Below are 22,082 nucleotides of genomic sequence, written 5' to 3' on the forward strand. Positions count from 1 at the left end.
TCCCCTGCTCCACGGGGCTCCCCACGGAGAGGGCCGGACCGTGTCAGCGTAGGCGCGCGTCGTCCGGAGCGCAGCCCGGAGCGACCCGCGGCAGCCGAGTGGCAGCCGGGAATCAGCGGACATAGCCTCCCGAAAGGACCCGTTCTCGCCCCGCCCTGACCCGTCCGGTCCGCCGAATCCGCCATACCCGCAGGTGAAAGGGTGGAAGTGCCGTGAGCACCGACAACGAAGCGCAGGAACCCCTGGAGCCCCGGGTCGGTCCCGTTCCCGAGGCCGATCCGCGGTTCCGGCCCTACCACCACCCCGCCGCGGGCTGGGGGGCGGCGAAGAGCGTGACCCGCTTCCTGGTCGAGGAACGCGCGCTGGTGGACGGGCCGCGGGCCATCATGAAGATGAACCACGAGAACGGCGGGTTCGACTGCCCCGGGTGCGCGTGGCCCGACGACACCAAGGGCCTGCATCTGGACATCTGCGAGAACGGCATCAAGCACGTCACCTGGGAGATGACCCGCAAGCGCGTGGGCCGCGAGTTCTTCGCCGCGCACTCGGTGACCGAGCTGTCCGGGTGGAGCGACTACGACCTGGAGAACCAGGGCCGGCTGACCGAGCCGATGGTGTATGACCCCGCCTCCGACCACTACGTCCCGATCAGCTGGAAGGACGCGTTCGAGGTGGTCGGAGCGACCCTGCGCGGGCTCGACAGCCCGCACCGGGCGGCGTACTACACCTCCGGCCGGCTCGGCAACGAGGCGACTTTCCTCTACCAGTTGATGGCCCGCGAGCTGGGCACGAACAATCTGCCGGACTGCTCCAACATGTGCCACGAGGCCAGCGGGCGGGCCCTCCAGGCGGCCCTCGGCACCGGAAAGGGGACGGTCGACCTCAAGGACTGGGAGTCCGCGGACGCCCTGTTCATCCTGGGTGTCAACGCCGCGTCGAACGCGCCCCGGATGCTCACCGCCCTCGCCGAGGCCGACCGCCGTGGCGCGCAGATCGTGCACGTCAACCCGCTGGTGGAGGCGGCGGCCACCCGCACCATCGTCCCGCACGACTTCACGGACATGGCCCTGTTCAAGAGCACCCCGACCAGCACGCTGAATCTGCAGCCGCGCATCGGCGGCGACATGGCGCTGCTGCGCGGCATGGCCAAGGCGGTCCTGGAGAAGTCGGCGAGCGACCCCAAAGCCCTGGACGTCGCGTTCATCGACCGCCACACGACCGGCTTCGAGGAGTACCGGGCGCTGTGCGAGGCCACCCCCTGGGAGGAGTTGGAGCACCAGTCCGGGCTGAGCCGCGCCGACATCCTCAAGGCGGCGCAGGTGTACGGGGAGGCCGACCGCTCCATCGTGAGCTGGTGTCTGGGCCTCACCCAGCACGAGCACGGCGTCGACACCGTCCGCGAGATCGTCAACCTCCTGCTGCTGCGCGGCAATCTGGGCCGGGAGGGCGCGGGCCCCTCCCCCGTGCGCGGCCACAGCAACGTCCAGGGCAACCGCACGTGCGGCATCGATCACCGTCCCACCGACGCGTTCCTGGACCGGCTGGCCGAGGCGTGCAAGATCGACCCGCCCCGCGAACACGGCCTGGACACCGTCCGTACGATCCAGGCGATGCGGGACGGCGAGGTGACGGTGTTCGTCGCGATGGGCGGCAACTTCGCGCTCGCCGCGCCCGACACCCCGGCGACGTACGCGGCACTGCGCTCCTGCGACCTCACCGTCCAGGTGAGCACCAAGCTGAACCGCAGCCATGTCGTCCACGGCCGCGCGGCCCTCATCCTGCCGTGCCTCGGCCGCACCGAGAAGGACCACCAGCGCAAGGGCGTCCAGAGCACCTCGGTCGAGGACTCGATGAGCATGGTCCACATGTCCCTCGGGATGAAGCGCCCCGCCTCCCCGCACCTGCTGTCCGAGCCGGCCATCGTCGCCGGGATGGCGCGCGCCGCCCTGCCGGACAGCGGGACTCCCTGGGACTGGTACATCGAGGACTACGACCGGATCCGGGACACGATGGCCGAGGCGCTGGACGGTTTCGAGGACTTCAACCGCCGGGTCCGCCTGCCCCTCGGCTTCCGCATCAAGCAGCCCGCCCGCGAACTGGTCTTCCTGACCCCGTCCGGGCGCGCGGAGTTCTCCGCGGCCGCCCTGCCCGACGTCGTGCCCGAGGCCGGCACCCTGGCGCTCGGCACGATGCGGTCGCACGACCAGTGGAACACCACCATCTACTCCGACAACGACCGCTACCGAGGTATCAAGAACCTGCGCACGCTGGTCTTCATGAACCGGGCCGACATGCGCGAGCGCGGGATCCCGGACATGGGGCCCGTCGACATCACGAGCACGGCCAAGGACGGCAGCGAGAGGTTCCTGAACGGCTACACGGCGATCCCGTACGACATCCCGCGCGGCTGTGCGGCCGGCTACATGCCGGAGATGAACGTGCTGTGCGCGCTGGGCGACTACAGCACCCAGAGCGACCAACCGATCATGAAGCACGTCAAGGTGACGATCGTCCCGGCCGCCGCCTGACCGTACGCCGTCCCCGGGTCACCGACGTCGGGCGAGTCGCTCCAGGAGCAGGTGGGCCCGGCGTTCGGCGGCGGCGAGTTCGGTGGGGTCGATCTCCGCCGGCCCTCCCGGACCGGTTGCGGGCGGCCTCGTCGAGCTGCCCGGCGAGGGCGTCGGGGTCGACCCCGGCCCGGGAGAGCAGCCCGCGCGAGGGCTCGACCTGGGTCGCCGCCCACAGCAGGTGCTCGGTGTCGAGGTCCGCCGTTCCGTCGTCGGCCGCCTTGCTCGTGGCCCGGCCCAGCAGCTCGTGGGAGGACTCCGTCAGCAGCCGCCCGATCGGGACGCGCTGCATGGCCGGGGGCGACGACGCGGGCGACATGCCGAAGAACCGGTTCAACAGGTCACTGAACGGATCGGACGGACCGAGAGGTGAACCGAACGCCATCGACATGTGAGCTCCAGGGCGGCGAGGGGGGCTCTCCCACTCAAACGCGATGTCCACCGCCCCGCAAACGGAACGGGCCCCCGCCCGCGGCCCCGGCCCGTCGCCCCGCCCGGCAGCGGGCTACTGCCCCATCTCGTACGCCCCCGACAGCGCCTCGACACGCTCCCAGATCCGCGCCGAACGGGCCGCGTCGACGACGGGGCGGCGTACCGCTCCGAGCGCCCAGCTCTGCTGGTCCTCGGTGGCGGAGTCCTTGCCGTGCAGCTCGACGGCGTGTGCGGAGAAGTCGCGTACGAGCACGGCGAACAGTTCGTCGAGCAGTTCCTCGTCCAGGCCGGTCAGGCGGGCCTGTTCCAGGATCAGCTGGCCGTGGACGACGAGCGCGAACAGCTGGCCGACGGCGAGGAGGAGGTCGAGGTCGCGGCTCTGCTCCTCGTCGGGGGCGGCCGTCTCGACGAAGGCGCACAGGGCGTCCGCCTGCTCGCGGAAGCGGGCGACGTTGAGCACCTCGGCGTACGCGTCGAACGCGGGGCGCCAGTCGTGGAAGCGTACGGAGCCGAGGCCGCGTGCGGGGCCCTGCCGGAAGAGGAACGCGTCGTCGGCGGCGTCCAGGCGGGTCGGGACGGCCGGGAAGTCGACCGGGTTCAGCAGGTGGTTGCGCATGAACTTGAGGATCAGCGCGAGGTTCACGTGGACCGTGCCCTCCAGCTTCGGCAGACCCCGGATCTCGACGGCGGCCTGGGCGAAGTAGTTGTCCTTCTCGAAGCCCTTGGCGGCGATGACGTCCCACATGAGGTCGATGACCTTCTCGCCCTCCGTGGTCACCTTCATCTTCGTCATCGGGTTGAAGAGCAGGTAGCGGCGGTCCTCGGGCCCGGCGGAGCGGAAGTAGTCGACGGCGCGGTCGCTGAACAGCTTCATCCCGACGAGCCGGACGTAGGCGTCGGTCAGCTCGCGCCGCACGTGCGGGAAGGCGGTGACGGGGCGGCCGTAGAGGATGCGGTTGCTCGCGTGGGTGACGGCCTCGTACATCGCGTGCTCGCAGATGCCGATGGAGGCGGTGCAGAGGTTGAACTTGCCGACGTTGACGGTGTTGAGCGCGGCGTCGAACGCGGCTCGGCCGGTGTGCAGGATGTCGGCGGGGGCCACCAGGTAGCCGTCGAGGCGGAACTCGCTGACGTACTTGGAGGAGTCGACGACGTTCTTCACCAGGTGGTACGCCTCGTGGCGGCTGTCGGCCGCGAAGAAGACGTAACCGTCGGGGCCCTCGACGTCCGTGCGCCGGCCGAAGACGGAGACGAGCCCGGCGGCGTTGCCGTTGCCGATGTAGTACTTGGAGCCGGAGGCCCGGAAGCCGCCGTCGACCTCGCTGTCCGGCTCCAGCAGCATGTCGGTGGAGTAGATGTCGGCGCCGTGGGTCTTCTCGGAGAGCCCAAAGGCGAACACCTCGCCCTGGGAGAGGAGTTCGGCCGCACGGTCGCGGGCGGCGGCGTTGTCGCTCTGCCAGACCGGGCCGAGACCGAGGATGGTCACCTGCCAGGCGTACCAGTAGTCCAGACCGTAGAACCCGAAGATCTCGTTGAGTGCGGCGATCCGGGCGGTGTCCCAGCGCCGGTCCGTCCCCGCCCCGGCCACCGCGTCCACCGCGGCGGAGGCGGGGGTCAGGAAGGTGGCGAACAGCCCCTCCTTCGCGGAGAAGGCGAGGAAGTCGCCCAGCCAGGCGCGGGAGCGGTAGTCCTCGATCAGCCGGCGCTTGCCGCGCTCCTCGAACCAGTCGACGGTGGCGCGCAGCAGCCTGCGGGTCTCCGGGTCGAAGTGCTCGGGGTCGTAGGTGCGCGGGTTGAACAGCAAGGACTCAGCCATGGCGGTGCCTTCCGGGAAGGGTGGGGGTCGTGGTGGTTACGGAGGTGGCGGTCGGGGCGCCGTTCAGGCGTCCGGCCCCGAAGCCGCGAGCCGGTTGAGGGTGTCGAGTACGTCGTCGAGCCAGGCGATCGTCATGCGCTCGAACGCGATCCCGCCGCGCAGCACGACGTGCTGGAGTTCCTGGCCCGCGTCCGCGGGCGCGGGGGCGTCGGGCCCGGTGAAATCGCGCAGTTCCCCGGCGAGGTAGTGCGCGAGCCGGTCCCGGTGCGCCTGGTGGTGCCGCTCGACCTCGCGGATCAGGGCGGCCGGGTCGTCGAAGGCCGCGCCCCGGATCTTCACGGCGAGGTCGTGCCGGAGGCTCTCCGGTTCGATCGGCTTGTGCAGCCACGCGGCGAGGGCCGCGCGGCCGGACCCGGTCACGGAGTACTCCTTCTTGTCCGGCCGGCTCTGCTGCGGCACCTCGCGGACGAGGAGCAGGCCGTCGGTCACCATCCGCCCGAGCACGCGGTAGATCTGCTGGTGGCTGGCGGTCCAGAAGTACCCGATGGACCGCTCGAACCGCCGGGCCAGCTCATAGCCGGAGCCGGGCTTCTCCAGCAGGGAGACGAGGATCGCGTGGTCGAGGGCCATACCGCGATCCTTCTATGCAACTCGTTGCATAGACAAGTCGTGGGGCCCCGGTGAGACGCGGCTCACCCGGGCTCGGGGCCGGGGCGGGTACGGGCATCGCGTCGGGAGGACTCGGCCGAGCGCCGGTCGAGGTAGGAGGTCACCGGGGCCGCCGCGACCCCGTGGACCACCACGGAGATCAGGACGGAGAAGACGACGACCGCCCACATCTCCCTCTCGTACGGCCCGAAGTCCCCCTTCCCGAAGGCGTAGGCGAGATAGAAGAGCGAGCCGATGCCCCGGATCCCGAAGAAGGCGATGGCCGCGCGCTCCTCCGGGCGGCCCGGGCCCCGCAGCTGGGCGAGCAGGCCGGCGGCCGGGCGGATGAGGAGATGCAGCAGCACGCCGACCGCCGCACCCCTCCAGGTGAGCGCGGCCAGACCGCCCGATGCCAGATAGGCGCCCACGCCGAACAGCAGCAGAGCCATCAGCAGGCGTTCGATCTGCTCGACGAAGGCGTGCATCACCTGGTGGTAGCCGTGACTGTGCTCCGACCGGCGCAGGGCGCACGCGGTGACGAAGACCGCGAGGAAGCCGTAGCCGTGCAGAGCCTCGGTGAGGCCGTAGGCCAGGAAGGTCGCCGCCAGCGCCACGAACCCCTCGCCCTGTTCGGCGAGCCGCAGCGATCCGGCGCGGGACCGGAAGAGCAACCGCCCCAGCAGGACGCCGATGGCCAGGCCCGCCGCCACACCCACGGAGGTCCGTACGAGCACGTCGCTCCAGGCCCAGTGCGTCAGCCAGCCCCCGGTCCAGCTCTCCCCCGCGGCGGCCAGGGCGATGGCCGCGAGGACGAACGGAAAGGCGAAGCCGTCATTGAGTCCGGCCTCGCTCGTCAGCGCGAAGCGGACCTCGTCCTCGTCGTTCTTCTCGGCGGACGGCTCCCCCACCCGCACCTCGGAGGCGAGCACGGGGTCCGTCGGCGCGAGGACCGCGGCCACCAGGAGCACCACGGACACCGGCCAGCCGAGCAGTCCCCACACGGCCAGCGCCGTCGCCCCGATCGTCAGCGGCATCGCCAGCCCGAGCAGCCGCCAGGTCGAGGCCCAGGACCTCCACCCGAAGGGGCGGTTGATGGCCAGCCCCGCCCCCATCAGCGAGACGATCACGCAGAGCTCGCTGAGGTGGTGCACCCAGAGGCGGTCGGCGACCGGGTCGACCTCCGGCAGCGGCAGCGGCGTCAGGTAGAGGGCCACTCCGGCGGCCAGGAAGACGATCGGCACGGAGACCGGCAGACGGGAGAGCAGCCGGGGCAGCACCGCGGCGAGGAAGGCTCCGATGCCGAGGCACCCGTACACCGCGCCCTCGGTGGTGATCGTCACGTCCGGCCTCGTCCTCCCTCTCGGGTCATCAGGCCAGATCCCGGGGAACGGTCTCGTTCCAGGTGCGGGAGAAGACCCGGCGGCCGCCTTCGTAACCGTCCAGCGTGGCGTCGACGGTGAACGCGTCCGCGTTCGCCGTCAGGACGGTGCTCGTCTCGACCCGGACGTCCCAGCCGGGCCTGGAGAACCGCATGGTCCACGCGGACCGGGCGCTCGGGGAGGTGAAGTCGTCGGCCACGGAGGTGTACTTCTCGCAGGCCCGCAGCCCCACCTCGATGCCGTTCTCCTCGTACCGCTGTATGCCCCGGTCCTTCACGATGTCGAGGGCCGAGTGATAGTCCACCAGGCTCCTGGAGACGTCCCACGCCTGCTCGGGTTCGGTCAGCCGGGTGACGGGGGGCGGCCGGCACCCCTCCGGCTCCCCGAAGTCCGTCTGGGGCATGCCGTCCGGCTCCTCGGTGGGGCGTACGGGCAGGGTCAGCGCACCACCGTCCCCGTGGACGGTGAGCAGGACGGCTTCCGGCGCCGGCCACACCAGGGGCCAGTAGGAGGTCGAGAGGGAGAGCCGGACCCGGTGGCCGGACGGGAACGCCTGCGCGACCCCGTTCAGCGGGATGCGGACCTGACAGCGCCTGCCGGGCTCCAGTGGTTCGGGGTTCTCGTCGCTCTCGCGGTGGGTCAGGTTCAGTACGCCGTACGTCACCCGGGTGGCGCGGCCGTCGGGGGCGACGTCGGAGATCCTGGCCGTGATCTGGGCGACCGGCGCGGAGGCGGAGACCTCCAGGGCGACGGAGGGCGAGCCGAGGATCTCCAGCCGATCGGCGAGCGGTTCGGTCTCGAAGACCAGGGAGCCACCGTCCTCCTCGCGCTGGTCGTAGGGCAGGTCGGGCGGAGCGTTGTACGAGGCCCACTTCCCGGCGAACTGGCCCACGGAGAGCGGCGACCGGACCGTACGGGCACGGCCGGGCGGAGCCGCCTCCTCCATGTCCTCCGTCACGATGGCGGAGCCCCTCAGCGGGTGCGCCACCTCCTTGACCCGCGGCGAGGGCCAGGAGGGTTCGGCGACCCAGCGGCCGGGGCGCTCCTGGTAGGACGTGGACGGCGGGACGCTGTCCTGCATCCAGGTCCGGAGCATCGGCCCGTCCATCACCCCGTTGTCGACGCCCTTGAGCCAGTGGTCCCACCACGCGACGACCTCCTGGAGGTAGCCGATGGCCGGACCGGGCTCGCCGAGGTGCGGCAGCGTGTGGGACCAGGGTCCGATCAGCCCCTTGCGGGGGACGTCCACGTTGGCCAGGAGCCGGGTGACGGCGTTGGAGTAGCCGTCCGCCCAGCCGCTGGAGGCGAGGACGGGGCAGCGCAGCCGCGCGTAGTCCTCGTTGAGGGAGGCGTGCTGCCAGTAGGCGTCGCGGTGCGGGTGGCGGAGCCATTCCAGGACCCAGGGGCGGGCGGCCTCCAGCCGCTCCCGCCACATGGCGCGCCACCGCTCCCCCACCAGGGCGGGGTCGGGAGGGCAGGTGGCGTACGCGAACATCGTCCCGGCCTCGGCGAGGTTGTCGGAGAGCATGGCGCCGCCGAGGTAGTGCATGTCGTCCGCGTACCGGTTGTCGGTGAAGGAGGCGATGACGATGGCCTTCAGGCTCTCGGGGCGCCGGGCCGCCGTCTGGAGCGCGGCGAAGGCGCCCCAGGAGATGCCCATCATGCCGGTGCTCCCGTCGCACCAGGGCTGCGCGGCGACCCAGGCCAGCACCTCTTCGGCATCGCGTTGCTCCTGCTCCAGGTACTCGTCCAGGAGCACGCCCTCCGACTCGCCCGTCCCTCGCAGGTCCACGCGTACGCAGGCGTAGCCGTGGCCCGCGATGTACGGGTGGTGGATGGCGTCGCGGGTCGAGGTGAGGTCGTTCTTTCGGTAGGGGATGCACTCCACGACCGCGGGGACCGGGTCCCCGTCGGACGAGGTGGGCCGCCAGATCCTGGCCGACAGGCGCACCCCGTCCGCCATGGTGATCGTGACGTGGTCCTCTTCCCCCGTCTCGTACGGAAGGTGCTCGACGAATCGCATACGGGTGGCAGGGTCCTTCCTGACATCGGGTCCGGTGGGGGCGGGTACCCGGGGCGTCACGAAGAATTCCGGCCGCGCCCGCCCGGTCGCGTCTCGTCGAAGCTCAGGCCGAGGGCCGCGATGCAGGCGTCGAACTTGCGGCGCAGGTCGTCCTCGTCGTCCCCGCCGGTGAAGATGTGGGCGAGTTCGTAGCTGTAGCTGTCCTGGCCCGTGACCGAGGAGAGCCGCTGCCCCTCGGCGGGGACCATGTCGATCCGGACGCCCGGGATCTCCCGCTCGATGGCGGCGATGTCCTCGGCGGTCGGCACCTGGTGGACACGGCCCTCGCCGAACCAGCGGTAGTACCACTTGGCGGCCACCTTGTAGCGGCCGCCGCCGGGCGGCAGGGCCGGGTCGCCGCCCAGGGCGAGCCGGAACATCCGATGGTGGTTGGGCACGCCGTCGACGAAGTCGAACATCTCCGCGTGCGACTGGGAGTGCCGGGGGTTGATCTCCAGCAGGCTGATGTCGGCGGTCTTCGGGTCGTAGAAGTACTCGATGCTGAAGGTCGCCGCGTCCATGCCGATCTGCCGCATGGTGCGTTCGCTGACCTCGTGCAACCGCTGGACCACCGGGGCCGGGAGGGTGCTCGGATACTGGTGGCGCAGGAAGGACGAGGAGCCGGGGTAGTTGATCGAGTCGATCACGCCGTAGACGGTGACCTCGCCCCGGTGGACGTATCCCTCGACAGCCACCTGGATACCCGTCATGGCCTCTTCGGCCAGACAGACCTGCCCGCCGACCCCCGCCATTTCCGGCGGAAGTTCCAGAAGATCGAGTATGGCTTCGAAAGGCTTTCCCACCCGGGCTATTCCCTCGCGTATCTCCGTGACCGCCGAACGGAATTCCGTCATGTCCGAGACGCCGAAGGCCAGCTCGGAGGAGTAGGCCAGGGCGGGCTTGAGCCACATGGGGAAGTTCACGCCGTCCGGCGGCCGCGGATCGTCGCTGTCCAGATCCACCCGGCCGAAGCGGGGGTGTTCGTCGATGACTTTCTGCTGCTCCAGCCGACTCCAGTACTTGTGCTCGCACTTGACGACGGATTCCAGGCTGGTACTCGTCGTGCCGTACTCCCTGCTCAGCAGGGGTACGAGGGTGCTCACGGGGAAGTCCCAGTAGCCGACGATCGCGTCGATGCCCCCCTCGTGCGCGTCGAGGACGGCGCGGGCGCGGGTCAGCAGTTCGTCGACGGTGGTCTCGTCCTCCTGCAACTCCTTGATGCTGAGCAGGGGGTGGAGGCGGTGGTGGCGGGCGTCCGGAACGGCCTCCAGCGTTCGCAGGTTCGCCTCGTCCATTCCGACGACGAAGATGTTCTTGCGCTGATCTCGCGGCACGGCTTCTTCTTCCGGTTCGGACGGCAGGGACTTGCGCCGTCTACCCGTGTGCCTGTGTTCAAACGGGGTCACCCGAGGAGGGCCGGGGTGGGTCGGCCTCGGCTCCGGTGATCTGATCGAGCGGCCGCTAGGGGTCCCACCGTGGCCCCAGCAGGATGCACATCAGCTCCGCGTACACGGTGAAGGTGGGCGGGGCTGAGCTCGCGGCACTGCGGCGGACGGTGGACGCGGACGAGGCGATCCGGGCCACGGCGAGCTCGGACGACGGCGACCGGGGCAAGCCCTCTCCCGAGCCCGTGGAGCCGGCGAGCTGCTCGAACACCTCGGCGACAGCCCCTTCGGGCCGGACTCCGGCTGCCGTGCTGATCGGAGACGCCGGCCTGCGCGCGACAGCCAATCACGTTTAACTATATTTCTACGGGTATGGGACGTTTTGTACTTAAGGACTAGAGGTGCGCCCGTGGGGTTCCGGGCGGCGTCTGTCCGGTCCGGTGTTCCTCTCCCGCGCGACCCGACCGCATCGTCGACGAGGAGTGACCACCATGCAGGCAGCAGCCGTCCCCGAGCCCGACCATGTCACGGGCACCCGATCGCCCGGCCAGGCGTTTCAGCGGCTGCGGGAGCTTCCTCCGGGGCCGGAGCGGACCGCGTTGCGCGACGAGACGATCTGTGTGTGGCTTCCGATGGCCCATCGGATCGCCTCTCGTTTCCGCAACCGCGGCGAATCCATGGATGATCTGCGGCAGGTGGCCGCGATGGGGCTCGTCAAGGCGGTGGACCGCTTCGACCCGCTGCGGGGCAAGGCCTTCGAAACCTATGCCGTCCCCACCATCACCGGCGAACTCAAGCGGCACTTCCGCGATCACACGTGGGACGTCCATGTGCCCCGACGCGTCCAGGATCTTCGCAACCGGGTGCGGGTGGCCCGGCGCGATCTGGCGCAGGAGATCGGCGGCAGGTTCCCGACCTGCGCCGAGGTCGCGTCCGCCACCGGGCTCAGCGAGGACGACGTGCTGCTGGGCATGCAGGCGCTGGAGAGCTACAGCGCCCTCTCCCTGGACGCGGAGCCCATGGGCGTCGAAGGCGGAACGTCCTTGGCCGACCGCCTGGGATCCTGTGACGAGGCGCTGAACGTCGCCATCGACCGCGAGGCCGTCAAGCCGGGGCTGCGGGGGCTCCCTGAGCGGGAGCGGACCATCCTGTACCTGCGCTACTTCCGGGACATGACGCAGGTGCGGATCGCCGAACAGCTGGGCATCTCCCAGATGCACGTGTCGCGCCTGCTCAGCCAGTCCTGCGAGCGCGTGCGCGACGGCGTGCTCCAGCAAGCTCTGTGACGGGCCCCTGACCGGCTCAGGGGGTGAGCGAAGTCCTGATCCCTCCGTCCGTACGGCGCTGTGGAGCGCGACACGTCGGTCACGGTCCTCGCCGCGGACGACGTCACCTTCTGAGTCGGCCCCGCCCCTCCTCAGGGCGTCAGAGCGGTGTGCGCAGGGCCGAGCGGCCCTCACGCCACGCCGCCAGCAGGTGGTCCCCGAGGAGGTCTTCCAGGTGGCCGGTCGCCTCGATGCCCAGGACGACGTCCGCCGCCAGGCCGGGCTCGTCCTCCAGCAGGCCGCCGATCACCTCGTGGCGCACCACCTGTTCGTGGACCGCGTCGGCTTCCACGTGCTCGTCGTAGAACCGCTGGGCGGCGGGGCCCGCGCCCGCGCGGCGCAGGGCCTCGGCCAGCCTCCTCGACCCGGGGGACGAGGTGATCTCCACGGTGGCGAAGTGCCCGACGAGCGCGCCGCGCAGCCGCCGGTGGAGCCCGAAGAGGGACATGAGGTTGACGGTGGCCAGGGCCTGGGCGGGCGCGGCGTCGAGGTAGTGGCCGTACCGCGCGTCGAGGCCGAGGTCGGTCATCAGGTCGGCGAAGAGCTGCGCGTGGATGTCCTCGGCCCGGCCCGCGCCGAATTCGTCGAACTCGACGGCGACCATCGCCGCCTTCGCCCGGCCGTGGAGCCTGGGCACCACCCACAGGTGCGGGTCGGCTTCCTTGAGGTGGTAGAGGGAGCGCACGGCGGCGTACTCGCGCAGTTGCCACAGCTCTCCGTCCCGCCGGAGGTGGTGGCTGACGCTGTGGCCGTCGTCCCGCACGGGTTCCAGCTGGAGCGCGTCGACCGCCTCCGCCACGTCCTTCCCGCCGGGGCCGCTGTCGCGGCGCAGCGCGTCCAGGAAGACGTCCTCGGCCGCCGCGCGCACGGTGAGCAGGGCGGGGTCCCATTCCAGGCGCTCGTCCACGCCCGCGAAGCCCCGGTAGTGGAGCTCGTACAGGACGTACAGGAGCAGCTGGAGGTCGTCCCCGTACGGGTCGGAGCGGCGGACCGCGCCAGCTGCGGGCAGAGGGGCTCCGCCGCCCGCCAGCACGGCGAGGACGCTCTCGCTCAGGGGGCCGCGCGCCCGGGGAAGTCCGGGAGACGCCGCGGGGCTCCTGTGGATGGTGGTTTCCGGGGTCGTCACGGTCGGGACTCCTCCTCGCCCTCCTGGGGCTGTCGGTCGCCGGGCGGGGCCCCGGAGGGCGCGGCGGGCTTGCGGCGGCGGTGGCTGGTGTCGCACCAGGGGTAGGCGCGGCTGCGGCGGCAGGTGCAGATCGCGACGGCGAAGCGGTCGGACCGGGTCGTCGTACCGTCGTCGCCCACGACCTCGACCGGCCCTTCCACCAGGATCGGGCCATCCCGGTTCATCACCACACGTCGCGGCGTCTCATTCCTTCCGGGCACGGATCACCACCAGTTCCTCCCTGTCCAGCCGATCCCTCAGCAGACCCTTCTCCCGCAGCCAGGCGGCCCGGCGTCGGGTGACCGGCCCGAACGGGATCGTCACCCGGTCGGTCACGGTGACGTCCAGTCCGGCCGCGGACAGCCGGCCGACCGTCTCCTCGGGGCGGCTCAGCCCCGACTGGACCAGCAGGAGCAGCCCGCCGGGGCGCAGCGCGGCGAAGGCGTCGTCACAGATGCGGTCGAGGATCACCCGCCCTTCGGGGCCCGCGTCCCAGGAGCGGCCGGGCCCGTGCCGTGGCACCGACAGACCGGGGGCGGGAACGTACGGGGGGTTGCTGACGACGGCGTCGAACGTGCGGCCGGGCAGGGCCCCGAGCAGGTCACCCCTGCGTACGGTGACGGGCAGGCGGGCGAGCGCGGTGTTCAGCCGCGCGGACGCGACGGCCCGACGGCTGATGTCCACCGCGGTGACGCGGGCGCCGAGCCGGGCGCCGTGCAGGGCCAGCGCGCCGCTCCCGGTGCAGAGGTCCAGCAGGTCCGTGCCCGGGCCGATCCCCTCGCGGCGCATGGCCAGGGCGAGGAGAAGGGTGTCGGTCTGTGGCCGGTAGACGCCGGGCAGCCGCACGACCCGGCCCGGCCGTGGAGCTTCCGCGCCCGGCCGCCGGGCCCTGCCGGACGCGTCCGGCAGGATCTGCCGCGTCATCGGGCCGTCTTCGCCCTCGGGTACGCGAACCCCTGGCCCGTTCAACGGCCGGGACGCCCGTCGGGCCTGTCCTGCTGCTCCTGCCGGCGCGCCTCGGCCTGCCGGCGTCGGCCCTCGTCCCTGCGGTCCTGGTCGTCGAGCGCCTTGCCCTCCGATTCCGTGGCCAGTCCGCGGGCCTTCAGTACCTTGGCCCGCAGGATCCTGCGTACGTCACGCATCGTGTCCTCCTGTGCGGTCAGTGGGAGTCCCACCGTCGATCGGTTCCTGTCTCCTCGTCCCCGGCGCGCACCTCAGGGTCCGCTACCCGGGCATGTCTGTTCCCGGTGGCTCGCGCCGCTGTACTGGAGTGACCCCGAACGGCCCCGCCAAACATGCGCCGCTCGCCGCACCGGGGACGCCGGCCGTGCGCCGGAGGTCCGTCGTACGCTGGATCCGCTCGTTCCGGCCGGCAGGGGAACGGACGAGCGGACCAACAGGAGGCCGAGGTGGCCGCGGAGACACCGGCCGACGCGACGGTGGCCGAGGTGATGGCCGAACTGGCCGCGCTGGAGGATCCGAAGGCGCGCGCGGTGAACGAGAAGCACGGCGACGATCACGGGGTGAACCTCGGAAAGCTGCGTGCCCTCGCGAAGCGGCTGAAGACGCGGCAGGAACTCGCGTGCCGACTTTGGGAGACGGATGACACCGCGGCGATGCTGCTGGCCCTGCTGATCTGCCAGCCGAAGGCGTTCGAGCGTGACGCCCTGGACGCCATGGTGCGTGAGGCCCGGGCGCCCAAGGTGCACGACTGGCTCGTGAACTACGTGGTGAAGAAGAACCCGCACGCCGAGGAGCTGCGCCTGGCCTGGACCGCCGACCCGGACCCCCTGGTCGAGAGCGCCGGCTGGGCGCTCACCACCGAGCGCGTCAGGAAGAAGCCCGAGGCCCTCGACCTCCCGGGGCTGCTCGACGTCATCGAGGCGCGGATGAAGGACGCTCCGGACCGTCTGCAGTGGGCGATGAACCACTGCCTGGCCCGGATCGGGATCGACCACCCCGGCCTCCGCGCCCGCGCCGTCGGCATCGGTGAGCGGCTGGAGGTGCTCAAGGACTATCCGACCTCCCCGGGCTGCACGTCCCCGTTCGCGCCCGTCTGGATCGCCGAGATGGTGCGCCGGCAGGACGCCTCCTGAGTTGACGCCGTCGGCGGTCCTCAGGTCCGGGCGGCCGAAGGATCGCCGCCTTCCTTCGCCGAGGCCGAGGTCGGGGCAGGGGTCGGGCCCGGGCCGGGGACGCGGCGCGGTCCGATGAGCGTGACGGTGGTGAGCACGGCGACGACCGCGAGCGCCGCGGAGACGCCCAGTACGGCTCGGGCGCCGTCGGTGACCGCCTGGGCGCTGTGGCCGCCGTGGAGGGTGAAGACCGCGCCGAGCGCCGCGGTGCCGACCCCCGCGCCGAGGGACGCGAGGGTGGCGACGGTCCCGGCGACCATGCCGACCCGTTCGGGGGCCGTGACCCGCACGGCGACGGCCATGACGGGTGCGCCCGCGATGCCGCCGCCCGCTCCCCAGGCGAGCAGCGGCACCAGCAGCGCCCACCACGGGGTGTCGGGGGTGATCAGCAACGCCAGAGCGGCGAGGCCGACGCCCTTGAGCGCGTAGCCGGAGCCGATGACCGGGCCGGGTGCCCAGCGGCCGATCAGTTTGGAGCCGACCAGGCCCATGACGATCTGGGCGAGGAAGATCGGGGTCATCAGCAGGCCCGCCCCGGTCGGGCCCATACCGAGGCCGTCGGAGAAGTACAGCACCAGGTAGACCGAGCCGCCGATGGTCAGGACGCGGCTGAGCAGGACGGCCAGCATGGCACCGGAGAACGCGGGCCGGGCGAACATCCGGAGCTCCAGCGTGGGCGCGGGCACCCGGAGTTGGACGGCCAGGAAGGCGGACAGTGCCAGACAGGCGGTGAGCAGCACCGCGGTCTCCTGCCCTGACCAGGGTGCGTCGGCGGGGCGGAGCATCAGCAGCGTCGCCGTGCCGAGGCCGAGCATGAGCAGCAGGCTGCCGAGCCAGTCCGTCCGCCCCGCCCCCGACGCCCCCGGGGAGCGGGGCAGCACGCGTACGGCCAGCACCCAGGCGGCCACGCCGAGGGGCAGGTTGACCGCGAAGACCGCCCGCCAGCCGAAGGTCTCGGCCAGCACCCCGCCGAGGGTCGGCGCGAGCAGGCCCGCCGCGGTCGCGAACGAGCCCCAGGCGCCGATCGCGAGGTCGCGTTCCTCACCCTCATAGCGGTCCGAGAGCAGCGGAATGCCGTTCACCATGATCGCGGCGGCTCCCGCCCCCTGGACCACCCGGGCGGCGTTGAGCCACAGCAGATCCGGTGCCACGGTCGCGGCCAGGGAGGCCAGGGTGAACACGGCGATCCCGGCGAGGAACAGGGTCCGTCGGCCCCAGCGGTCCGACAGGCTTCCCACGACCTGGGTGAGCGCGCCCATGGCGACCATGTACGTGACCACCACGGACTCGGCCGAGGCTCCGTCCGCGACGTCGGCGCTGATCAGCGGGAGCCCGATGGCCACGATCGTCAGGTCGACGACCACCAGGCCCGTGGAGGCCATCACGAGTACCAGCACCCCGCTCAGCGGCGGAAGGCGTCGGGACTTCTGAGCAGGCATGCGGAATCGGCCTCCGGGCTCGAACGGGCGTGGACGGCCCGCACGGCGAGAGCAGGCGAACGAGCCCTGGCGGCTCGTGACATGGCCAGCCTGGCTCCACCCATCACTAAAGTCAACATGTGTGAAGTTCAAGCGGGCCGTACGCTGTCGCCATGCCTGCCACGCCTCGCCGCCGACCCGCCACACGCAAGGGCCGCCCCGTCCTCACTCGCGGGATCATCGCCGCCAAGGCTCTGGAGATGGCGGGCGCACAAGGGTTCCCGGCCCTCACGATGCGGGCCCTCGCCGCCGAACTGGGCGTGACCGTGCGGGCGTTGTACAACTACGTCGAGGATCGCGGGGAAGTCGTCAGCCTGGCCGTCGACCTGATGCTGACCTCCTGGAACCCGCCCCCGCTCGACCCCGCGGCCTGGGAGACCTCCGTCGCCGGCTACGCGGGCTCCCTGCGCGCGCTCTACCGCCGTTGGCCCCGCGCCCTGCTGGTCTCCCTGGACGAGGAGACGCCCCCGGCCTCGGTGCACCCCAACCGCCTGCTCAACCTGGACCGGTTCCTCCGGCTGCTGCGGGACGTCGGCCTGGACCTCCCGGCGGCGCTCGCGGCGCACCGTCATCTCTCCCTGCTCGTAATGTCCTTCGCCATCGTGGTCGACGGGCCCGCCGGCCGGGCCGGGGACGACCGGAACACGCTCGTCCCCGACACCTGGCTCGCCGCTCACGCCGGCCTCGACATTCCCACCCTGCGGGAGGCCGCCGCCCTGTCCCTTCCCACCGCGGACGAGCAGTTCGACCAGCTCGTCGCCGCCGTCGTCGACCGGATCCGCGGCGGACTCAGCGCCGGCTGACGGCCCGCAGGTCCCGGTGGGACTCCTGGTGCGGTTCCCGGTGGATGGGCTCCGCGCCTCCGGTCAGGGGCAGGCCCGTGCCGCCCCGCCGGGCCGCCACGATCTCCGCGGCGATGGACAGGGCCGTCTCCTCGGGCGTACGGGCTCCGAGGTCCAGGCCGATGGGCGAACGCAGGCGGTCCAGCTCCCGGTCGCTCAGTCCTGCCTCGCGCAGCCGGCGCCCGCGGTCCTCGTGGGTGCGGCGCGATCCCATCGCGCCGACGAACGCGGAGGGCATCCGCAGCGCCTCCGTGAGCAGCGGCACGTCGAACCGGGCCTCGTGCGTCAGCACGCACAGCACCGTGCGCCCGTCGGTGGGGGTGCGCCGGAGATAGCGGTGGGGCCAGTCGACGACGACCTCGTCGGCGTCGGGGAACCGGGCCGGGGTGGCGAAGACGGGCCGGGCGTCGCACACCGTCACGTGGTGGCCCAGGAACTTCCCGGCCCGTACCAGCGCCGCCGCGAAGTCCACCGCGCCGAAGACGATCATGCGGGGCGGTGGCACGCTGCTCTCGACGAGCAGGGTGAGCCCGCCGGGGCAGTGCGTCCCGTCCTCGGAGAGGGTGACGGTGCCGGTGCGGCCGGCGTCCAGCAGGGCCGAGGCCTCGGCCGCCGCCGCACGGTCCAGCTCCGGGCGCCCGCCGAGCCCGCCCTCGTACGTACCGTCGGCGCGGACGAGCAGCGCCCGTCCCAGGGACCCGTCCGGGCCGCTCACCACCCGGGCGAGGGCGGCCCCCGTGCCGGAGACCGCTGCGGACAGCGCGGCCTTGAGCACCGCGCGTTCCGGCGAGTCGGCGCGGACCGGCGTGATCATGATGTCGATGACCCCGCCGCAGGTCAGCCCGACAGCGAAGGCGTCCTCGTCGCTGTAGCCGAACTGTTCGCGCACGGTCTGGCCGTCCTGGAGCGCCTGGGCGCACAGTTCATAGACCGCGCCCTCCACACAGCCACCGGAGACCGACCCGATGGCCGTGCCCTCACTGTCGACGGCGAGGGCCGCGCCGGGCCCGCGCGGCGCGCTGCCGCCGACGGAGACGACGGTGCCGACGGCGAACTCCCGGCCCTCCGCCATCCATCGGTGCAGCTCGCCGGCGATGTCAAGCATCCGCCGCTCCCCCGGCGGGGTCCGGCACCGTCGCCGCGAGGATCCGGTCGGGGCGGATCGGCAGGTCCCGGTGGCGGGCGCCGGTGGCGTGCCAGACCGCGTTGGCGACGGCCGCCGCCGCGCCCACGATGCCGATCTCCCCGATGCCCTTGATGCCGACCGGGTCGTCCGGGTCGTGGTCGTCCACCCAGTCCGCCTCGATGTCCGGGACGTCGGCGTGCGTGGCCACGTGGTAGCCGGCGAGATCGGGGGCGTAGTGACCGCCGCTGTTCCGGTCGCGGACCGCCTCCTCGTGCAGGGCCATGGAGATGCCCCAGGTCATCCCGCCGACGAGCTGGTTGCGGGCCGTGAGCGGATTGACGATGCGGCCCGCGGCGAAGACGCCCAGCATGCGGCGCACCCGGACCTCGCCGGTGGCGGTGTCGACGGCGACTTCGGCGAACTGCGCCCCGTAGGAGTGCCGTTCCTTCGCCGCGAGGCTTCCGAGTGCTTCGGTGGTGTCGGACCGCACCGTGATCCCCTCCGGGGGGATGCTCGTGGTCACCGCGAGCCGCTCCCGCAGTTCGGCGGCGGCGGCCGTGACGGCCCAGGCCCAGGAGCGGGTGCCCATGGAACCGCCGGCGATCATCGCGGGGCCGAAGTCGCTGTCGCCGATGCGGACCCGGACCCGTTCGGGTGCGGTCTCCAGCGCGTCGGCGGCGATCAGGGTGAGCGCGGTGCGGGCTCCGGTACCGATGTCGGCGGCGGTGATCCGTACGGTGAACGAACCGTCCGCCTCCGCCGTGATCAGGGCGGTGGACGGGGCGGCCCCGGCGCCGAAGGAGGCCGCCGCCGTGCCGGTGCCCAGCAGCCAGCGTCCGTCGCGGCGGGTGCCGGGACGCGGATCGCGGTCCGCCCAGCCGAACCTGCGCGCGCCCTCGCGGAAGCAGGCCGCCAGATTGCGGCTGCTGAACGGGAGCCCCGAGACGGGGCCCACCTCCGGCTCGTTGCGCAGGCGCAGTTCGATCGGGTCGACACCGGCGCGTACGGCGAGCTCGTCGAGGGCCGCCTCGATCGCGAAGGACCCCGGGGCCTCCCCCGGTGCGCGCATCCAGGTCGGGGACGGCACGTCGAGCCGTACGACGTGGTTGCCGGTGCGGTGCGCCTCGGCGTCGTACATCACCCGGGCGACGCCCGCGCTGGGCTCGACGAACTCGTACACCGTCGACGTCTGGTTCAGCGAGAGGTGTTCCAGGGCCAGCAGCCGGCCGTCGGGGGCCGCGCCGAGCCTGATCCGCTGGGTGGTGGGACTGCGGTAGCCGCCCAGGGTGAACGTCTGCCGCCGGGTCAGCACCACGCGCACCGGGCGCCGCAGCGCGGTGGCGGCCATCACGGCGGACACCTGGTGGGCGCGCAGGCCCTTGCTGCCGAAGCCACCACCGATGTGCTCGGAGCGGACCCGCACCGAGGAGGCGTCGAGCGAGAACATCATGGCCAGCTCGCTCTGGACCCAGACGGCGCCCTGGTTGGAGTCGACGACCTCCAGCCGGCCGCCGTCCCAGCGGGCGGTCGCCGCGTGCGGCTCCATCATGCTGTGCTGCTCTTCGGGGGTGGTGTACCGCGCGTCCACCACATGGGCGGACGCGGCCAGCCGGTCCTCCAGGTCGCCCTTCTCCGTCTCGGCGGGCATGTGGCTCTCGGCGGGGTAGGCGTCCGGGTGGCCGGCGACGAGCGTGGTGTCGTGGGGCTCCTGCTCGTACGTCACCACGAGCGCTTCGGCGGCCTCCCGGGCCTCCTCGGAGGTCTCGGCGACGACGAGCGCGACCGGCCAGCCGGCGAACGGCACCCTGTCGTTCTGGAAGACGGCGCAGGTCGGGTCCGGCGGGGTGCCGAGCATGCCGACGTAATCGAGGTTCAGGCGCGGGGCGTTGCCGTGGTGCAGCACGGTGAGCACGCCCGGCATGTCGAGGACCGGGGCGGTCTCCACGTCGAGGATCCGGCCACGGGTGACCGTGGACAGCACGAGCCACCCGTGGGCCAGGTCCGGATACGGTATCTCGCCCGCGTAGCGGGCCGCGCCGGTGACCTTGTCCCGGCCCTCGACGCGGGTGTGGGCGACGCCGACGGCTCCGCGCACGGCCCGGGGTCCCGGCGTGGTGGTCGTCATCGGGCGTCCCTTCCGGCGAGTTCGGTGAGTACGGAGACCACGAGGTTGCGCATGAGGGTCACCTTGTATCCGTTGTCGGGCAGCGGCCGGGCGGCGGCCAGTTCGGCGTCCGCCGCGGCGGCGAAGGTCGCGCCGTCGGCCGGTGCGCCGGTCAGCACGGCTTCCGCCGCGCGGGCGCGCCAGGGCCGGGAGGCGACGGCTCCGAGCGCGAGGCGCGCTTCGCGTACGAGGCCGTCCTCGATGTCGAGCGCCGCGGCGACGGAGCCGATGGCGAAGGCGTACGAGGCGCGTTCGCGCACCTTGCGGTAGCGGGAGTGGGCGGCGACGGGCGCGGCGGGGAGGCTGACGTGGGTGATCAGAGCGCCGGGCGGCAGGGCGGTCTCCCGGTGCGGGGTGTCTCCGACGGGGAGGTAGAAGTCGGTGAACGGCGTCTCGCCGGGCCCGTCGGCGCTCTCGTACGAGACCACCGCGTCGAACGCCGTCAGCGCCACGCCCATGTCGGAGGGGTGAACGGCCACGCAGTGGTCGGAGGCGCCGAGGACGGCGTGGTTGTGGTGTTCACCGGCGACGGCGGGGCAACCGCTGCCCGGGGCACGCTTGTTGCAGGGCTTGGAGACGTCGGTGAAGTAGCCGCAGCGGGTGCGCTGGAGGAGGTTGCCGCCGACGGTCGCCATGTTGCGCAGCTGCCCAGAGGCTCCGGCCAGCACGGCCTGGGCCAACGCCGGGTAGTGGCGGCGGACTTCGGGGTGGGCGGCGAGATCGCTGTTGGTGACGGTCGCTCCGATGCGCAGACCGCCGTCCGCCGTGGGTTCGATGCGGTCCAGGGGGAGTTCGCGGACGTCGACGAGGCGGGCGGGGCGCTCCACGCCGGACTTCATCAGGTCGACGAGGTTGGTGCCGCCGCCGAGGAACCGCGCGTCCGTGTCCGCGGCGAGGAGGGCGACCGCACCGGTGACGTCGTGGGCTCGCTGGTAGCCGAACTCCTTCACGCGGCGGCCTCCTTCGTGGCTGCCGTACGGTCCTCGGCGTGGGACTCGGCGGCGCGGGCGACGGCCTGGACGATCGAGACGTAGGCGCCGCAGCGGCACAGGTTGCCGCTCATGCGCTCCCGGATCTCCTCGGGCGTCAGCGGTGGCGGTCCTGCCCCGGGCCCCGGGTCGTCGGTGACGGCGCTCGGCCAGCCGGCCGCGTGTTCCTCGATGACGGCGATGGCCGAGCAGATCTGGCCGGGTGTGCAGTAACCGCACTGGTAGCCGTCGAGGTCGAGGAAGGCCTGCTGGACGGGGTGCAGTTCGTCGCCCTCGGCCACGCCTTCGATGGTGGTGATCTCGCGCCCCTCGGCCGCGACCGCGAGGCTGAGGCAGGAGACGACGCGTCGCCGGTCGACCAGGACGGTGCAAGCGCCGCACTGTCCCTGGTCGCAGCCCTTCTTGGTGCCGGTGAGGTCGAGGCGCTCGCGCAGGGCGTCGAGCAGGGTGGTGCGGTGGTCGATGGGCAGGTGGTGCTTCTCGCCGTTGATGTTCAGGGTGATCGCACTGGACGTCGACGAGGTCGCTGGGGCCATGATCAGCCTTCTCTGGTGTCTGGTGACGAGGAA

Annotated in this window: 18 protein-coding genes and 2 pseudogenes; 5 read left to right on the forward strand and 15 right to left on the reverse strand. The window is 72.1% G+C overall.

Annotation, left to right across the window (positions count from 1 at the left end; genetic code table 11):
* Window positions 1–212: 212 nt before the first annotated feature.
* Window positions 213–2,528, forward strand: a complete 2,316-nt coding sequence (locus ACIQRW_RS28200; RefSeq protein ID WP_403765216.1) for an FdhF/YdeP family oxidoreductase — start codon at window positions 213–215, stop codon at window positions 2,526–2,528.
* Between the two features lie 126 nt (window positions 2,529–2,654).
* On the opposite strand, the pseudogene ACIQRW_RS28205 reads toward ACIQRW_RS28200, so the two are convergent.
* The 6 genes and pseudogenes from ACIQRW_RS28205 to ACIQRW_RS28230 form a co-directional block, all read right to left on the reverse strand.
* A pseudogene (locus ACIQRW_RS28205) lies at window positions 2,655–2,958 on the reverse strand (Clp protease N-terminal domain-containing protein); the annotation flags it as partial.
* A gap of 114 nt (window positions 2,959–3,072) precedes the next feature.
* Window positions 3,073–4,815 carry an acyl-CoA dehydrogenase family protein gene (locus tag ACIQRW_RS28210; RefSeq protein ID WP_403765218.1) on the reverse strand — a complete coding sequence of 581 codons (1,743 nt, stop codon included), beginning with the start codon at window positions 4,813–4,815 and terminating at the stop codon, window positions 3,073–3,075.
* A gap of 63 nt (window positions 4,816–4,878) precedes the next feature.
* Window positions 4,879–5,445 carry a PadR family transcriptional regulator gene (locus tag ACIQRW_RS28215; RefSeq protein WP_403765220.1) on the reverse strand — a complete coding sequence of 189 codons (567 nt, stop codon included), beginning with the start codon at window positions 5,443–5,445 and terminating at the stop codon, window positions 4,879–4,881.
* A gap of 62 nt (window positions 5,446–5,507) precedes the next feature.
* Window positions 5,508–6,803: a cation:proton antiporter gene (locus ACIQRW_RS28220; protein WP_403765222.1), complete on the reverse strand. Its 1,296-nt coding sequence runs from the start codon at window positions 6,801–6,803 to the stop codon at window positions 5,508–5,510.
* A gap of 28 nt (window positions 6,804–6,831) precedes the next feature.
* Complete coding sequence (locus tag ACIQRW_RS28225) at window positions 6,832–8,865, reverse strand: CocE/NonD family hydrolase (protein ID WP_403765224.1); 2,034 nt, start codon at window positions 8,863–8,865, stop codon at window positions 6,832–6,834.
* 56 nt (window positions 8,866–8,921) lie between these two features.
* Window positions 8,922–10,238, reverse strand: a complete 1,317-nt coding sequence (locus ACIQRW_RS28230; RefSeq protein ID WP_403765226.1) for an acetyl-CoA carboxylase biotin carboxylase subunit family protein — start codon at window positions 10,236–10,238, stop codon at window positions 8,922–8,924.
* 191 nt (window positions 10,239–10,429) lie between these two features.
* Here ACIQRW_RS28230 and ACIQRW_RS28235 point away from each other — a divergent pair.
* Both ACIQRW_RS28235 and ACIQRW_RS28240 read left to right on the forward strand, forming a co-directional pair.
* Window positions 10,430–10,612, forward strand: a pseudogene (locus ACIQRW_RS28235) (HAD family hydrolase); the annotation flags it as partial.
* A gap of 168 nt (window positions 10,613–10,780) precedes the next feature.
* Window positions 10,781–11,575, forward strand: a complete 795-nt coding sequence (locus ACIQRW_RS28240; RefSeq protein ID WP_403765228.1) for a SigB/SigF/SigG family RNA polymerase sigma factor — start codon at window positions 10,781–10,783, stop codon at window positions 11,573–11,575.
* A gap of 139 nt (window positions 11,576–11,714) precedes the next feature.
* On the opposite strand, the gene ACIQRW_RS28245 is transcribed toward ACIQRW_RS28240, so the two are convergent.
* Genes ACIQRW_RS28245 through ACIQRW_RS28260 form a run of 4 tightly spaced genes read right to left on the reverse strand, consistent with a single transcriptional unit; the run spans window position 11,715 to window position 13,954 of the window.
* Window positions 11,715–12,740: an iron-containing redox enzyme family protein gene (locus ACIQRW_RS28245; protein WP_403765230.1), complete on the reverse strand. Its 1,026-nt coding sequence runs from the start codon at window positions 12,738–12,740 to the stop codon at window positions 11,715–11,717.
* Window positions 12,737–12,970 carry a CDGSH iron-sulfur domain-containing protein gene (locus ACIQRW_RS28250; protein ID WP_403765232.1) on the reverse strand — a complete coding sequence of 78 codons (234 nt, stop codon included), beginning with the start codon at window positions 12,968–12,970 and terminating at the stop codon, window positions 12,737–12,739. Before ACIQRW_RS28250 ends, ACIQRW_RS28245 begins: the two co-directional genes overlap by 4 nt.
* A 13-nt stretch (window positions 12,971–12,983) precedes the next feature.
* Complete coding sequence (locus tag ACIQRW_RS28255; RefSeq protein WP_403765234.1) at window positions 12,984–13,703, reverse strand: class I SAM-dependent methyltransferase; 720 nt, start codon at window positions 13,701–13,703, stop codon at window positions 12,984–12,986.
* A 41-nt stretch (window positions 13,704–13,744) separates the two neighbouring features.
* Window positions 13,745–13,954 (reverse strand): hypothetical protein, encoded by a 210-nt coding sequence (locus tag ACIQRW_RS28260; protein ID WP_403765235.1) that lies wholly within the window; start codon window positions 13,952–13,954, stop codon window positions 13,745–13,747.
* Between the two features lie 234 nt (window positions 13,955–14,188).
* Here ACIQRW_RS28260 and ACIQRW_RS28265 point away from each other — a divergent pair, with 234 nt between their 5' ends.
* The gene (locus ACIQRW_RS28265; RefSeq protein ID WP_403765237.1) at window positions 14,189–14,875 is read left to right on the forward strand and encodes a DNA alkylation repair protein; all 687 of its coding nucleotides are present in this window, start codon (window positions 14,189–14,191) and stop codon (window positions 14,873–14,875) included.
* A gap of 20 nt (window positions 14,876–14,895) precedes the next feature.
* Here the strand turns inward: ACIQRW_RS28265 and ACIQRW_RS28270 are convergent, their stop codons facing one another.
* Window positions 14,896–16,353 carry an MFS transporter gene (locus tag ACIQRW_RS28270; protein ID WP_403765239.1) on the reverse strand — a complete coding sequence of 486 codons (1,458 nt, stop codon included), beginning with the start codon at window positions 16,351–16,353 and terminating at the stop codon, window positions 14,896–14,898.
* A 152-nt stretch (window positions 16,354–16,505) separates the two neighbouring features.
* On the opposite strand from ACIQRW_RS28270, the gene ACIQRW_RS28275 reads away from it, so the two are divergent.
* Window positions 16,506–17,195, forward strand: a complete 690-nt coding sequence (locus tag ACIQRW_RS28275; RefSeq protein ID WP_403765241.1) for a TetR/AcrR family transcriptional regulator — start codon at window positions 16,506–16,508, stop codon at window positions 17,193–17,195.
* On the opposite strand, the gene ACIQRW_RS28280 is transcribed toward ACIQRW_RS28275, so the two are convergent.
* Genes ACIQRW_RS28280 through ACIQRW_RS28295 form a run of 4 tightly spaced genes read right to left on the reverse strand, consistent with a single transcriptional unit; the run spans window position 17,182 to window position 22,049 of the window.
* On the reverse strand, window positions 17,182–18,339 hold the full coding sequence (locus ACIQRW_RS28280) for an XdhC family protein (protein WP_403765243.1): 1,158 nt from the start codon (window positions 18,337–18,339) through the stop codon (window positions 17,182–17,184). The genes ACIQRW_RS28275 and ACIQRW_RS28280 overlap by 14 nt on opposite strands.
* Window positions 18,332–20,485 (reverse strand): xanthine dehydrogenase family protein molybdopterin-binding subunit, encoded by a 2,154-nt coding sequence (locus ACIQRW_RS28285; protein WP_403765245.1) that lies wholly within the window; start codon window positions 20,483–20,485, stop codon window positions 18,332–18,334. Before ACIQRW_RS28285 ends, ACIQRW_RS28280 begins: the two co-directional genes overlap by 8 nt.
* Window positions 20,482–21,474, reverse strand: a complete 993-nt coding sequence (locus tag ACIQRW_RS28290; protein WP_403765247.1) for an FAD binding domain-containing protein — start codon at window positions 21,472–21,474, stop codon at window positions 20,482–20,484. Before ACIQRW_RS28290 ends, ACIQRW_RS28285 begins: the two co-directional genes overlap by 4 nt.
* Window positions 21,471–22,049 (reverse strand): (2Fe-2S)-binding protein, encoded by a 579-nt coding sequence (locus ACIQRW_RS28295; RefSeq protein ID WP_403765249.1) that lies wholly within the window; start codon window positions 22,047–22,049, stop codon window positions 21,471–21,473. The genes ACIQRW_RS28290 and ACIQRW_RS28295 overlap by 4 nt, the downstream gene beginning before the upstream one ends.
* Window positions 22,050–22,082: the final 33 nt, after the last annotated feature.

This window comes from Streptomyces sp. NPDC091287 (genome assembly GCF_044768525.1).
Classification (GTDB): domain Bacteria; phylum Actinomycetota; class Actinomycetes; order Streptomycetales; family Streptomycetaceae; genus Streptomyces.

Coding starts and splice junctions, on each gene's coding strand:
- ACIQRW_RS28210 (WP_403765218.1), bottom strand. CDS start 4,815: ATGGCTGAGTCCTTGCTGTTCAACCCGCGCACCTACGACCCCGAGCAC.
- ACIQRW_RS28215 (WP_403765220.1), bottom strand. CDS start 5,445: ATGGCCCTCGACCACGCGATCCTCGTCTCCCTGCTGGAGAAGCCCGGC.
- ACIQRW_RS28225 (WP_403765224.1), bottom strand. CDS start 8,865: ATGCGATTCGTCGAGCACCTTCCGTACGAGACGGGGGAAGAGGACCAC.
- ACIQRW_RS28240 (WP_403765228.1), top strand. CDS start 10,781: ATGCAGGCAGCAGCCGTCCCCGAGCCCGACCATGTCACGGGCACCCGA.
- ACIQRW_RS28255 (WP_403765234.1), bottom strand. CDS start 13,703: ATGACGCGGCAGATCCTGCCGGACGCGTCCGGCAGGGCCCGGCGGCCG.
- ACIQRW_RS28270 (WP_403765239.1), bottom strand. CDS start 16,353: ATGCCTGCTCAGAAGTCCCGACGCCTTCCGCCGCTGAGCGGGGTGCTG.
- ACIQRW_RS28275 (WP_403765241.1), top strand. CDS start 16,506: ATGCCTGCCACGCCTCGCCGCCGACCCGCCACACGCAAGGGCCGCCCC.
- ACIQRW_RS28280 (WP_403765243.1), bottom strand. CDS start 18,339: ATGCTTGACATCGCCGGCGAGCTGCACCGATGGATGGCGGAGGGCCGG.
- ACIQRW_RS28285 (WP_403765245.1), bottom strand. CDS start 20,485: ATGACGACCACCACGCCGGGACCCCGGGCCGTGCGCGGAGCCGTCGGC.
- ACIQRW_RS28295 (WP_403765249.1), bottom strand. CDS start 22,049: ATGGCCCCAGCGACCTCGTCGACGTCCAGTGCGATCACCCTGAACATC.